This window comes from Kitasatospora sp. NPDC001547 (assembly GCF_042894165.1).
Taxonomy (GTDB): Bacteria; Actinomycetota; Actinomycetes; order Streptomycetales; family Streptomycetaceae; genus Kitasatospora.
Window position 1 is genome coordinate 65027 of sequence record NZ_JBIAVL010000012.1, and the last position, 13277, is coordinate 78303.

Genomic DNA, 13277 nt, shown 5'->3' on the forward strand with positions numbered 1-13277 from the left:
CACGCCCCGGTGCTCCTCACCGGGAACTTCTGAACGGTCGTCCGACGTCAAGAACTGATGAACATCTGCCCTGACCCGGAGCGGGTCGGGGCAGATACCGCCCGGTATCAGTCCCAATCGGGCAGCCCCGTTCACCGGCCCAGAAGTGATCATCGAGCATTGTGTGCCAGAGTTGCCCAACCCGGCCCGATCGCCCGTACCCTACGGGCCAGGCCGGGCTGCTGACGCAGGACAGCACGGCCGAAGGCCGGCGGGCGGCAGGCGATCGATGAGCAAGTGGAGCACGGTGGGACCCAGGTGAACCGGACGATCATGCTGCCGGCCTCCCTCGACGAGGCCGTCGACGCGCTGGCCGCCGCCCCGGCCGCGGTACCGGTGGCCGGAGCCACCGACCTGATGGAGGCCGTCAACGCCGGCCGACTGCGCCCCGCCGCCCTGGTCGGCCTCGGCCGGATCACCGAACTGCGCGGCTGGCGCTACGAGGACGGCGGCACCGCCGTGCTCGGCGCCGGACTCACCCACGCCCGGATGGACCGCCCCGACTTCGCCGCGCTCATCCCCGCGCTCGCCGACGCGGCCCGCACCGCCGGCCCGCCGCAGGTCCGCAACGTCGGCACCCTCGGCGGGAACATCGTCACCGCCGCCCCGGCCGGCGACACCCTCCCGGTGCTCACCGCGCTGGAGGCCAGCGTCACCCTGGCCCGGGCGGGGGGCACCCGCGAGGTGCCGGTCAGTCACCTGCTCACCGGGCTCGACCCGGTGCGCCCCGGCGAACTGCTCACCTGGGTGCGCGTCCCGCTGCTGCACGCCCCGCAGGTCTTCCTCAAGGCCACCGGCCGCAGCGGCCCGGCCCGCGCCACCGCCTCCGTCGCCCTCGTCCTCGACCCGGCCCGGCGCTCGGTGCGCTGCGCCGTCGGAGCCGTCGCGCCGGTCCCGCTGCGCCCGCTGGAGGCCGAGGCCTGGGTGGCCGGCTGCATCGACTGGGACGGCAGCCGGGAGATCGACCCGGCCGCGACCGCCGCCTTCGGCGAGTACGTGGCCTCCGCCTGCGTCCCCGACGACTACGGCGCCGAGGGCGCCTGGGAGGCCGTGACCGAGGGGCCGACCGCGGCCGCCGTCCGGTTGCGGCGTACCGTATCGGTGCTGGCCCGACGGGCACTGGGAAGGGCGCTGAAGTGACCACAGACCCCATCGAGACCCTGGACGCCGACCTGCTCGGCCTCTCCCCGCAGGTCAGCCGCGAGCTGCGCCCGTGCGCCTCGTACACGTTGCGGGTCAACGGTTTCGAACGGCCCGTCACCGACGCCTGGATCGGCGAGAGCCTGCTCTACGTGCTGCGCGAGCGGCTCGGCCTGGCCGGCGCCAAGGACGGCTGCGAGCAGGGCGAGTGCGGAGCCTGCTCGGTGCAGGTGGACGGCCAGCTGGTGGCCGGCTGCCTGGTCCCGGCCGCGCTGGCCGCCGACAGCGAGATCAACACCGTCGAGGGCCTGTCGGCCGCCGGCGGCGCGAGCGACGTCCAGCAGGCGCTGGCCGCCTCCGGCGCCGTCCAGTGCGGCTACTGCACCCCCGGCATGGCGATGGCCGTGCACGACCTGCTCCAGCGCAACCACCGGCCCACCGAGGTGGAGGCCCGTCAGGCCCTGTGCGGCAACCTCTGCCGCTGCACCGGCTACCGGGGCGTGCTGGCCGCCGTCCAGACCGTCGCGGACGCCCGCGCGCTGGAGGCCGAGGAGGCGGAGGAGGCGGCGGTGCCCGCCGGGGCCGCCGCCGAGCCTCCGGCGGAGGCGCCCGCGGAGCCCGGGCGGGCGGCCGAGGCGCCCGGGGAGCCGCCCGTGGAGCCCGGGCAGGCCGTCGAGCCGCCGGTCTACACCGACGCCGAGGCCTGGATCGAGCACGTCCCGCAGCAGCCCGTCCAGCCCCACCCGGCGGCCCACCCGCTCGACAACCCCGCGGAGCAGCGGCACGCCGCCGGGCCGTCGGGCGTCGAGCAGGCCCCGGCCGGGCTGCCGTACGGCGACCCCCACGGCTACGACAGCGGCGTGTACGACACCACCGTGCTGGCCCCGATCCGGGACGCCGTCCCCGCGCAGGCCGCCGACGACCAGGTGTACTACCCGCCCCAGGGCTACCCCGAGCAGCCGTACCAGGCCACGCCCGAGCAGCCGTACCAGGCCACCCCCGCGCACGGCACCTACGTGCCCTACCCGGACGGCCACCCGCAGCAGAACGGCTATGACACCGGGTACGACGTCCCGGTCTACGAACCGACCCCCGCGCACGGAACCCCGCTGCCCGGCGCCGCCTACGACGGCACGCCGCCGCACGGCACCCCGTACGCCGCCCCGCACCCGCACGGTGCCCCGGCCGAGGGCGGCGCCCCGGCCGGTGTCCCGTACGGCGCCACCCCCGCCCACGGCATCCGGCTCCCCGAGGACGACCACGCATCATGACGTCGCCTACCGACATCGGCGCAGCACTCCAGCAGGACGGCGGCGAGGGCGGCGCACCGGAGCCGATCGGCCTGGGCAGCTCCCCGCTGCGCAGCGACGCGCTGCCCAAGGCGCTCGGCATCTACCCGTACGCGGCCGACCTGTGGGCCGAGGGCCTGCTGTGGGGCGCCGTGCTGCGCTCGCCGCACCCGCACGCCCGGATCCTCGGCATCGACACCTCGGCCGCGCTGGCGCTGCCCGGGGTGCACGCCGTGGTCACCGCCGCGGACCTGCCGCCCGGCCCGGACGGCACCGCCGACGGCGCCCCGGCCGGGCCGATCGTCGCCGACCGGCCGGTGCTGGCCTCCGGCGTGGTGCGCCACCACGGCGAGCCGATCGCCGCGGTCGCCGCCGACCACCCGGACACCGCCCGGCTGGCGGTCGGTCTGATCACGGTCGACTACGAGCCGCTGGAGGCCGTCACCGACCCCGAGCAGGCCTTCACCGCGCCGCCGCTGCACCCGGACGGCAACCTGTTCCGCCACCTGCCGCTGCGCACCGGGGACCCGGACGCGGTCGGCGAGGTCGTCGTCGAGGGCCTCTACCAGGTCGGCCGGCAGGACCCGGCCCCGCTCGGCGCCGAGGCCGGGCTGGCCGTGCCGCGCCCGGACGGCGGCGTCGAGCTGCACCTGTCCTCCACCGACCCGCACGGGGACCGCGACCGCACCGCCGCCTGCCTCGGCCTGGAGCCGGACCGGGTCCGGCTGGTGGTCACCGGCGTGCCCGGCGCGACCACCGACCGCGAGGACATCTCGTTCCAGGTCACCCTGGCCCTGCTGGCGCTGCGCACCGGCCGTCCGGTGAAGATGACACTCACCCGCGAGGAGTCCTTCCACACCCACACCTCGCGCCACCCCGCGCTCCTGCGCTACCGCCACCACGCGGACGCCGAGGGCACCCTGGTGAAGGTCGAGGCACAGATCCTGCTGGACGGCGGCGCCTACGCGGACGTCTCCGCCGAGGCGCTGGCCGCCGCGACGGCCTTCTCGGCCGGCCCGTACGTCTGCCCGAACGTCTTCGTGGACGCCTGGGCGGTGCGCACCAACAACCCGCCGGCCGGCCGGATGCGCGGCGAGGGCGCCCTGCAGGCCTGCTTCGCCTACGAGTCGCAGCTGGACCAGCTGGCCGCCCGGATCGGCGTGGACCCGGTGGAGATCCGGCGCCGCAACGCGATGTCCACCGGCGACCCGCTGCCCACCGGACAGGCCGTCACCTGCCCGGCGCCGGTGCGCGCCCTGCTGGACGCGGTCGCCGCGGAGCCGCTGCCGGCCCTGCCGGTGGACGACCCGGACGCCGAGTGGCTGCTGCCCGGCGGGCCCGGCGGCGCGGGCGACCCGGCGGCGGTGCGGCGCGGCATCGGCTACGCCGTCGGCATGGTGCACATGCTGGGCGCCGAGGGCGAGGACGAGGTCTCCACCGCGACCGTGCGGGTCAGCGGCGACCACGCCACGGTGATCTGCGCGGCGGTCGACGCCGGGCAGGGCTTCGCGACGCTGGCCCGGCAGATCGTGCAGACCGTGCTGGGGGTCAGCGAGGTCTACATCGCGCCGGCCGACAGCGACCAGTCGATCGCCGGGCCGTCCGCCCGCGGCCGGCACACCTGGGTCTCCGGCGGCGCCGTCGAGCGGGCCGCGCTGATGGTCCGCCACCAGCTGCTGCAGCCGATCGCGGCGAACTTCGGGATGTCGGCGGAGCTGCTCCAGATCTCCGACGGCAAGATCACCTCGTACGACGGGGTGCTCGGCATGCCGGTCGCCGAGGCGCTGGAGGGCAAGGAGCTGTGGGCCACCGCGCAGTGCCGCCCGCACCCCACCGAGCCGCTGGACGACGCCGGTCAGGGCGACGCCTTCGTCTCCATCTCGTTCTGCGCCATGCGCGCGGTGGTGGACGTGGACATCGAGCTGGGCTCGGTGCGGGTGGTCGAGATGACGGTCGCCCAGGACGTCGGCCGGGCGCTGAACCCGCGCCAGATCGAGGACCGGATCGAGGCGGGGGTGGCCCAGGGCGTGGGCCTGGCGCTGCTGGAGGACCTGCGGACGGAGGGCGGGGTGCTGCAGAACCCGTCGCTCACCGGCTACCGGCTGCCCACCGCGCTGGACACCCCGGAGGTGCGGATCGCCGCGCTGCTGGAGGAGCGCGACGTGGTGGCCCCGTTCGGTGCCAAGGCGGTCGGCGCCGTCCCCGCGGTGGTCGCCCCGGCGGCCGTCGCCGCGGCGGTGCGCGCCGCCACCGGCCTGCCGGTCGGTCGGCTGCCCATCCGGGCGGAGGACGCCGTCACGGCCTGACCGGATGATCTCCCGGGAGAATCCGGAAAAGCGAAAGGGAATTGCCGGCCGACTTCTCGGAGTCGACCGGCAATTCCCTTTCCGGGGAGGCCATGGCGGGAATCGAACCCGCGTGTACCGCTTTGCAGACGGTTCCCTAAGCCACTCGGGCACACGGCCAGTGAATTCATAGTGGCCGGTCCGGGGGAGCGGGGTCAATGCTCCTTTGTAAATTCTGCGTGGCAGTGTGCTACCGTCGGAGACAGGTGGCGTGCTTTTCCGCCACCCCGGACGAGCGCGTCGTACCCGGTGACGACAAGACGGCGCAGTTCAGCGGCAATCCGGCCGCTGCGGACTGCGGAGGTAGCACCGTCATGGCCTGGCTCGTTCTGATCGTCTCGGGTTTCCTGGAGACCGTGTGGGCGGTCGCCCTGGAATCGTCCAAGGGCTTCACCCGGCTCGTTCCCAGCCTCGTCTTCGGCGTCGCACTGCTGTTCAGCATGGGCGGTCTGGCGTACGCGATGCGCACCATTCCGATCGGCACCGGCTACGCCGTCTGGGTGGGTATCGGCGCGGTCGGCACCGCGGTCTACGGGATGGCCGTCCTGGGGGACGCGGTGACCGCGGCCCGGGTCGCCTGCCTGCTGCTGATCGTCTCCGGAGTGGTGGGTCTCAAGGTGCTGCACTGAGCCCCGAGGGGCGTCCGGGACCCCTGGTCCTACGTCCACGGACCCAGTCGATCAGCGACCGGGGTCAGGGGTCACCGAGGCGGACGGCTCTTACGATGTTACGTATGACCACAGCCTCCTCCACCACGGTCGACTCCGTACCGATACCCCTCGACGACGACCCCGGTGGCGGGGTGCTCGGCGGCCGCTACCGCGCCCTGACGCTGGGGATCGTCTCGGTGGTCCTGGTGATCGCCTTCGAGGCGACGGCCGTCAACACCGCGATGCCGACCGCGGCCCGCCAGCTGGACGGCCTCGGGCTGTACGCCTTCGCCTTCTCCGGCTACTTCACCAGCACGCTGTTCGCCCTGGTCGTCTCCGGCCAGTGGTGCGACCGGCGCGGCCCGCTGCAGCCGCTGTTCACCGGCATCGCGGTGTTCGGCGTCGGCCTGGTGGTGGCCGGGACGGCGCCCGGGATGTGGGTGTTCGTGGCCGGGCGGTCGATCCAGGGCCTCGGCGGCGGGCTGGTGATCGTCGCGCTGTACGTGGTGGTCGGACGGGCCTATCCGGAGCGGCTGCGGCCGTCGGTGTTCGCGGCCTTCTCCTCGGCCTGGGTGCTGCCCTCGATCGTCGGCCCGCTGGTCGCCGGGGCCGTCACCCAGCACCTGGGCTGGCGCTGGGTGTTCCTGGCGGTACCGGCGCTGATCCTGCTGCCGCTGGCCGTGATGGGCCCGGCGCTGGCCCGCTCCGAGCGCGAGCACCCGCTGCCCAAGGGCGCCGCCTTCGACCGCCGGCGCACCCTGCTGGCCGCGATGGCGGCGCTCGGCGCCGGCCTGCTGCAGTACGCGGGCCAGCGCCTCGACCTGCCCGGCCTGCTCCCCGGGATCGCCGGGGCGGCGCTGCTGGTGCCGGCCGTCCTCGGGCTGCTGCCGAAGCGGACCCTGCGGGCCGGGCGCGGGCTGCCGACGGTGATCCTGCTGCGCGGCGTCGCGGCCGGGGCGTTCTTCGCGGCCGAGGCCTTCATCCCGCTGATGATGACCACCCAGCGCGGCCTGTCGCCGACGCTGGCCGGGCTCACCCTGACCAGCGGCGGGCTCTCGTGGGCCCTGGGTTCCTGGCTGCAGGGCCGGCCGGGGGCGGAGCGCTACCGCGCGGCCATGATCCGGGGCGGCTTCCTGCTGACCGCGCTGGCGATCGCGGGCGCCGCGCTGGTGCTGGTTCCGGCGGTGCCGGCCTGGGCGGCCTCGGTGGCCTGGGGGTTCGGCGGCGTCGGGATGGGGCTGTCCATCGCGAGCGTCAGCGTGCTGATGATGAAGCTCTCCGCGCCGGAGGACGCCGGGGCCAACTCGGCCGCGCTGCAGATGAGCGACGCGCTGGGCAACGTGCTGCTCACGGGACTGGCCGGGGTGCTGTTCGCGGCCCTGGGCGGCGGCTCCCCGGCAGCGGCCGGCCACGGAGCGGCCGAAGGCGCCGGTTCGCCCGGCGCCTTCGCGGTGATCCTGCTGGTGATGGCCGGGGTGTCGCTGCTGGGAGCGCTGCTCGCCGGCCGGGTGCGCCCCCGGACCTGACGGTCAGCCGACGGCCCCGGCGGGGGCCGCCGCCCCCGCCGGGGCGCCGAGGAAGGCCTCCCAGCCGCCGGCCGGGGACTGGCCCGGGGCGAGGGTCTGGAGCTTGCGCAGCACCGCCGGGTCCTGGGCGTCCAGCCAGTCGACCAGCTGCCGGAAGGAGACCAGCCGGACCTCCGGCCTGCCCGCGATGGCCTTGAGGGCGTCCTCGACGGCGTTCATGTAGATGCCGCCGTTCCACTCCTCGAAGTGGTTGCCGATCACGTACGGCGCCCGGTTGCCGTTGTAGGCGCGGTCGAAGCCCATCAGGTAGGCGTCGCGGGCCTGGGCCTGGAAGCCGGGGTGGAGCGCCGGGTCGGCCTTGGTGTTGGGGCCGCACTGGTTGTACATGATGTTGTAGTCCATCGAGAGCACCTGGAAGGTGTGCCCGGGGAACGGGATGGACTGCAGCGGGAGGTCCCACAGCGCGCCGCCCTGGATCTTCTGCGGCCACACCTGGGTGCCGTTGCCGCTGCTGTCGTAGCGCCAGCCGCGCTTCACCGCGGTGGGCAGCAGGTTGCGCTGGCCCTCCAGGCAGGGGGTGCGGCTGCCGATCAGCTCCTTGCGGTAGTCGAAGGGCAGTGCCGGCAGGTCGGTGAAGCCGGTGTTGGTGCGCCAGTTCGTGACGAAGTCCATCGCCTGCTGGATCTCGCTGTCCCACTCCTCCGGGGACCACTTGCCGACGCCGGTGGAGCCGCAGAAGTGGCCGTTGAAGTGGGTCCCGATCTCGTGGCCCTCCAGCCAGGCCGCGTGCACGTTCTCCAGGGTGTCGCGGATGTGCTGGTCGCTGAGGTAGCCGATGTCGGAGGCGCCGACCTTGTGCTGCGGCGGGCGGTAGAGGTCCTTCCTGGACTCGGGCAGCAGGTAGAGGCCGCTGAGGAAGAAGGTCATCTTCGCGTCGTGCTCCTGGGCCAGCCGGCGGAAGCGCGCGAACAGGCCGTTGTCGAGCTCCCCGGCGCCGTCCCAGGAGAAGACCACGAACTGCGGCGGGCGCCGACCGGGCTCCAGCCTCTCGGGGACGGGCTGGTGCGGCTGGGCGCCGGTGTCCGAGGTGGAGCCGTCGCCGATCAGCACGGCCTGCGGCTTGGGCGCCGGGGCCGGGGTGGGGGTGGCGAGCTGCTCGTCGACCGTGCCCGTGGCCGGGACGGCGGTGCCCGTCGCCCGCTCCCCGCCGGTGGCGTGGTTGCTGCCGCAGCCGGCCGCCAGGGCGGCGGCGGTGGCGGCGCCGGCCGTCAGCAGGGTTCGGCGGGAGAGGGCTTCCATGGTCACTCCGTTCGTGGGGCGGTGGCGGCGTGCGGGAGTGCGGAGTCCGGTCGGGCGCGGGGATGACGGAACCCGTAACCGGGTCAGCATGGCACGGAGGCGGAGCCGGTCGGAGAGGCACAGCGCGCGGTCGGGAGTGATCGCTCGAACGACGCAACCGATCGGGTCCGTTGAACCGTCGGTAGGTCGTGTCGGGTGTGCACCCGCGGCGATCGTATGCGGGAGGCCGCCGTCGCGCTCAGCGACCGGACGCCCACGGCGTGCAGGGAAGAGGCCATCAGCCCTGCCGATCGGCGGGTGCCGGTACGACCGTCGTGTGGACGTGCCCTACAGTCCGTTCCGGTTGAATTGTTCCCAGGAAACTCCCAGGAAGCGGGATTCCGTCGGCAGAGGGGAGCGCCCGTGGGCGTCCAGCAGGGCAGGGGTCCGTGGCCGGGCACCCTGGCGGCCGGAGCCGCGCTGGTGCTCGGCGCCTGGCTGCTGCACGACGGGGGCCGGTCGCTGCCGCCCGCCCCGCAGGCCGGCCAGGCCCAGGCCGGGATCGCGCCGGTCTCGGTGGTCCCGCCGCTGGGTCCGTCCGCGCCGACCCGGATCCGCATCCCGGCGGTGCGGCTGGACGCCCCGGTGACCGCGCTGGGGCTCGACGCCGACGGCCGTCTCCAGACCCCGCCGGAGGCGGACCGCAACCTCGCGGGCTGGTACCGCGGCGGGGCGAGCCCCGGTCAGCGCGGCACCGCGATCCTCGCGGGGCACGTCGACAACAAGGCCGGCCCCGCGGTCTTCTATCATCTGGGCGCGCTCCGTCGGGGGGATCGGATCGAGATCGCCCGGGCGGACGGCGCCACCGCCGTCTACCAGCTCTACGCCATCGAAGTGCACGACCGAAAGGACTTCCCGGACGACCGGGTCTACCGCCAGGCCGCTGACGCACAGCTGCGGGTGATCACCTGCGGCGGTTCGTACAGCGCGGAACACGGCTACGACGGCAACGTCGTCGCCTACGGCTTCCTGGCCGACACCACCCCGCCGGGCAAAGCCGCATGAGCACGCTGACCCTTGCCACCCGCTGGAACCCGATCGACTGGCCGCTCACCGAGGGCCTGATCCCGCACGCCGTGCTCGCGGCCGGCTGGGCGGCGCTGTTCGCCCTCGCCGTCGGCCGCGGCCGGAGCTGGTGGCGGGTCCGCCTGCCCGCCGCCCTGCTGACGGCGGCGGCGCTCAGCTGGCTGCTGGACGCCGTGGTCGACGGGTGGTGGCACCCCTTCCCGGAGGGCACGCCCCGGTACGTCACCCGGTGGATAACCATCGCCCTGCTGGGCTTCTGCCTGGCGGGCTACCGGATGCGCCGGCTCACCTGGCGGCGGCGGGGGATCGCACTGGGCCTGACCGGCCTGGTGGTGCTGATGGCCTCCTCCGAGGTCAACATCGGCTTCGGCCAGTTCCCCAGCGGGCGGGTGATGCTGGCGCCGTGGCTGACCAAGACCGACGGGCTGGTCGCCACCAAGGCCGGCCAGGTCGTGGCCGCCCCGCCGGGCAAGTCGCTGGAGGAGGTCTGGAAGCCCCCGGCGGACCTGCCCGAGAAGGGCACCGTCTCGGTGGTGCCGATACCCGGCACCAAGTCGGGCTTCAAGGCCCGCGACGCGTACGTCTACCTGCCGCCCGCCTACCAGGCCACCCCGCGGCCGCTGCTGCCGGTGGTGGTGATGATCACCGGTCAGCCCGGCATCCCGGGGGACTGGGTGCTCTCCGCGCAGATCAACGAGGCCCTCGACGCCTACGCCGCGGAGCACAACGGCCTCGCGCCGATCGTGGTGATGCCCGATCAGCTCGGCTCCACCTGGGCCAACACGCTCTGCCTCGACTCCCGGATCGCCAAGACCCAGACCTACCTGGCCGCGGACGTCCCCGACTGGGTCCACCAGAACCTCCAGGCCGCGACCGGCCGGAACGCCTGGGCGATCGGCGGCGCCTCGATGGGTGGAACCTGCGCGCTCCAGCTCGGCGTCAACGCTCCCGAGGTGTACGGCACCGTCCTCGACATGTCCGGGCAGGAGGAACCGACCCTGGGCAGCCGGGAACAGACCGTCAAGGCCGCGTTCGGCGGCGACGAGAAGAAGTTCGACGCGGTCGATCCGCTGCAGGTGATGGCCCGCAAGAAGTTCCCGGACACCAACGTCGCGTTGGTCGTCGGCGAGACCGACGAGGAGTTCAGACCGCAGATGGAGAAGGTCTACCAGGCCGCGCAGGCGGCCGGAATGAAGGCCAAGTTCGACCTGATGCCGGGCGGCCACGGCTGGGTCGTCTTCCGCCCCGGCATAGCCGAGCAGCTCCCGTGGCTCGCCCAGCAGACCGGGCTGACCCGGTGACCGGCGCGGGGACCGCGCTGGCCACCGTCGGGGAGCGGCGCGGGCCCGGGCCGGACGCGGAGCGCGCGGCCGAGCGCGGCGCCGACCGGGCCCCGGTCACCCGCACCGCGGAGCCGCGCCCGCAGCGGGTCCGGCGGGCGGCCCGGGTGCTCGGCTCCCGGCTGCGCTCGGCGCCGCTGACGCTGGCCCTGCTGGCCGGGCTCTGGCTGCTCGGCGCGGCCACCGGCAGCCTGGGCCACGGCCCGTCCGACCGGCTGCTGGAACGGGCCGGGGTCGGCCCGTCCACGCTGGCCGAGGGCCACTGGTGGACGCCGGTCACCTCGATGTTCTGGTGCTCGGGCAGCGGCTCGTACGTGTTCACCAGCCTGCTGCTGCTCCTGGTCGGCCCGGCCGCCGAGCACCGGCTCGGGCGGCCGCGCACCCTCGCGGTGCTGGTCGGCGGGCAGGTGGTCGGCACCCTGCTGGGCACCGCGCTGGTCGCGTTCGGCTCCAGGGTGGGGGAGCCGTGGACCGTCTCGGTGGCCGATCAGATCGCGGTCGGACCCGGCGTCGGCGTGTTCGCGCTGGCCGGGGTGCTCGGGTACCGGCTCACCGTGCTCTGGCGCCGCCGGCTGCACCTGCTGGTGCTGCTCGTCCCGCTGGTGATGACGCTGTACGTGGGCCACCTGCAGAGCGTCCAGCGCTGCGCCGCCGCGCTGGCCGGGCTCGGCCTGGGCGCGCTGCTCAGCGGGGGCCGCCCGCACCTGCGCACGCACCGCTCCTCGCACTCCGAGACCCGGGTGCTGGTCGCGCTCTGCCTGGTCGCCGCCGCCTTCGGGCCGCTGCTCGCCTCGCTGTACGACAACGCCAGCGGGCCGTTCAACACCTTCTCCGAGCTGTACCTCTCGCACCGGCTCAGCCCGGAGGAGGTGGCCGACTTCTGCGCGGTGTCGGCGCACGACTGCGCCCGGGCGCACGCCGTCGTCCGGATCTTCGACACCCCGGGCCGGCTGATGGCCGCGCTGTTCCCGGCGCTGCTGCTGGTGCTGGCCGAGGGGCTGCGCCGGGGGCTGCGGTTCGCCTGGCTGGTCACCGTGGCCACCGAGCTGCTCTGGGCGGCGCTGCTGTGCTGGCTGTACCTGGAGGCCGGGCCGGTCGGCCGGGACGTGGTGCAGTACTTCGTCGAGGCGCTGCTGCTGCCGCTGCTGACCACCGTCCTGCTGCTGGCCACCCGCAAGCGGTTCCCGCTGCGGCTGTCCGGCCGCTCGATGCGCCGGCTGGCCCTGGTGCTCGGCGGTGCGGCGCTGGCCTCCGCGGCCGTCTACGTGGGGGTCGGGCGGCTGGTGGCCGGGGAGTTCGAGCCGGGGGCGACCGCCCGCCGACTGGTGGCCGGGCTGCCGGCGCAGTTCCTGCCGCCCGCGTACAACGACCTGCTGCCGGACTACCCGGTCGCGGTCGGGCCGGTGGCGCGCCTGCTGGAGACGTACTGCGGGCTGGTGTTCTGGGTGGTCGCGCTGGCCGTGCTGCTGTCCGTCTTCCGCCGCCCGGTGCTGCACACCGACGCGGCGGCGGCCGCCCGGGCGCGGGCGCTGCTGACCGAGCACGGCGGCGGGACGCTCTCGTTCATCGCCACCTGGGACGGCAACCACTACTGGTTCGACGAGGGCGGCCGGGCGGCCGTCGCCTACCGGGTGGTGGGCACCGTCGCGCTGACCACCGGCGACCCGTTCGGCGCGCCGGAGGACCGGGCCCGGGCGGTGGCCGGCTTCGCCCGGTACTGCGACGCGCGCGGCTGGACGCCGTGCTTCTACAGCGTCTGCGGCGAGACCAGGGCCGCCGCCGCGCGGCTCGGCTGGCGCTCGGTGCAGGTCGCCGAGGACACCGTGGTTCCGCTGCCCGAACTGGCCTTCACCGGCCGCAAGTGGCAGGACATCCGCACCGCCCTCAACAAGGCCGGCAAGCAGGGCATCTCCGCGGAGTGGTGGGCGTACCACGAGGCGCCGCTCGCGCTGCGCGAGCAGATCCGGGCGATCTCCGAGGAGTGGGTCTCCGAGAAGGGCCTGCCGGAGATGGGCTTCACGCTCGGCGGGCTGGAGGAACTGGACGACCCGGACGTGCGGGTGCTGATCGCGGTGGACGAGCAGCGGGTGGTGCACGGGCTGACCAGCTGGATGCCGGTCTACGAGGACGGCGTGCCGGTCGGCTGGACGCTGGACTTCATGCGCCGGCGCTCGGACGGCTTCCGCGGCGTCAGCGAGTTCCTGATCGCCTCGGCCGCGCTCGGCTTCAAGGAGGAGGGCGCGCGCTTCCTGTCGCTGTCGGGCGCGCCGCTGGCCCGCACCGGGCAGGACGAGGAGCCCACCGGGCTGCAGCGGATGCTGGACTGGATGGGCAAGGTGCTGGAGCCGGTGTACGGCTTCCGCTCGCTGCTGGCGTTCAAGGCGAAGTTCCAGCCGGAGTACCGGCCGATGTACATGGCGTACCCCGACCCGGCCGCGCTGCCCGGCATCACCAGGGCGATCGGCAAGGCGTACCTGCCGCACCTGACGGCGGCCCAGGGCGTCCGGCTGATGCGCAGGCTGTCGGGCTGATCCGCCCGGGGGCGGACGGCCGTACGGGCTTCCCGGGCCCCGGACCCGGGTTG

General features: G+C 74.6%; 9 protein-coding genes, 1 tRNA gene and 1 riboswitch. Of the genes, 8 read left to right on the forward strand and 2 right to left on the reverse strand.

Translation table 11 applies throughout. From position 1 onward, the window contains the following. The first annotated feature begins 312 nt into the window (after nt 1-312). Genes ACFY0X_RS22110 through ACFY0X_RS22120 form a run of 3 tightly spaced genes read left to right on the forward strand, consistent with a single transcriptional unit; the run spans nt 313 to nt 4774 of the window. Complete coding sequence (locus ACFY0X_RS22110; RefSeq protein ID WP_387757053.1) at nt 313-1179, forward strand: FAD binding domain-containing protein; 867 nt, start codon at nt 313-315, stop codon at nt 1177-1179. After that, a complete protein-coding gene (locus ACFY0X_RS22115) occupies nt 1176-2450 on the forward strand; it encodes a 2Fe-2S iron-sulfur cluster-binding protein (RefSeq protein ID WP_387756876.1) in 1275 nt (424 codons plus the stop codon). The genes ACFY0X_RS22110 and ACFY0X_RS22115 overlap by 4 nt, the downstream gene beginning before the upstream one ends. After that, entirely contained in the window at nt 2447-4774 is a 2328-nt protein-coding gene (locus ACFY0X_RS22120) for a xanthine dehydrogenase family protein molybdopterin-binding subunit (RefSeq protein WP_387756877.1), read from the forward strand. The genes ACFY0X_RS22115 and ACFY0X_RS22120 overlap by 4 nt, the downstream gene beginning before the upstream one ends. Before the next feature lie 87 nt (nt 4775-4861). Here the strand turns inward: ACFY0X_RS22120 and ACFY0X_RS22125 are convergent. Beyond that, nucleotides 4862-4933, reverse strand: a tRNA-Cys gene (locus ACFY0X_RS22125). 83 nt (nt 4934-5016) lie between these two features. After that, nucleotides 5017-5083, forward strand: a riboswitch (guanidine-III (ykkC-III) riboswitch). A gap of 44 nt (nt 5084-5127) precedes the next feature. On the opposite strand from ACFY0X_RS22125, the gene ACFY0X_RS22130 reads away from it, so the two are divergent. Together ACFY0X_RS22130 and ACFY0X_RS22135 are read left to right on the forward strand one after the other, a co-directional pair. Continuing rightward, nucleotides 5128-5442: a DMT family transporter gene (locus tag ACFY0X_RS22130; RefSeq protein ID WP_387756878.1), complete on the forward strand. Its 315-nt coding sequence runs from the start codon at nt 5128-5130 to the stop codon at nt 5440-5442. A gap of 104 nt (nt 5443-5546) precedes the next feature. Continuing rightward, entirely contained in the window at nt 5547-6989 is a 1443-nt protein-coding gene (locus ACFY0X_RS22135) for an MFS transporter (RefSeq protein ID WP_387756879.1), read from the forward strand. Between the two features lie 3 nt (nt 6990-6992). On the opposite strand, the gene ACFY0X_RS22140 is transcribed toward ACFY0X_RS22135, so the two are convergent. Then, nucleotides 6993-8288, reverse strand: coding sequence for a hypothetical protein (locus ACFY0X_RS22140; protein WP_387756880.1), 1296 nt, complete (start codon nt 8286-8288; stop codon nt 6993-6995). Nucleotides 8289-8690: 402 nt separating this feature from the next. On the opposite strand from ACFY0X_RS22140, the gene ACFY0X_RS22145 reads away from it, so the two are divergent. Genes ACFY0X_RS22145 through ACFY0X_RS22155 form a run of 3 tightly spaced genes read left to right on the forward strand, consistent with a single transcriptional unit; the run spans nt 8691 to nt 13224 of the window. Then, complete coding sequence (locus ACFY0X_RS22145) at nt 8691-9332, forward strand: class F sortase (protein ID WP_387756881.1); 642 nt, start codon at nt 8691-8693, stop codon at nt 9330-9332. Further along, complete coding sequence (locus tag ACFY0X_RS22150) at nt 9329-10654, forward strand: alpha/beta hydrolase (RefSeq protein WP_387756882.1); 1326 nt, start codon at nt 9329-9331, stop codon at nt 10652-10654. Before ACFY0X_RS22145 ends, ACFY0X_RS22150 begins: the two co-directional genes overlap by 4 nt. After that, nucleotides 10621-13224 carry a rhomboid family intramembrane serine protease gene (locus ACFY0X_RS22155; RefSeq protein WP_387756883.1) on the forward strand — a complete coding sequence of 868 codons (2604 nt, stop codon included), beginning with the start codon at nt 10621-10623 and terminating at the stop codon, nt 13222-13224. Before ACFY0X_RS22150 ends, ACFY0X_RS22155 begins: the two co-directional genes overlap by 34 nt. The last annotated feature ends 53 nt before the right edge of the window (nt 13225-13277 follow it).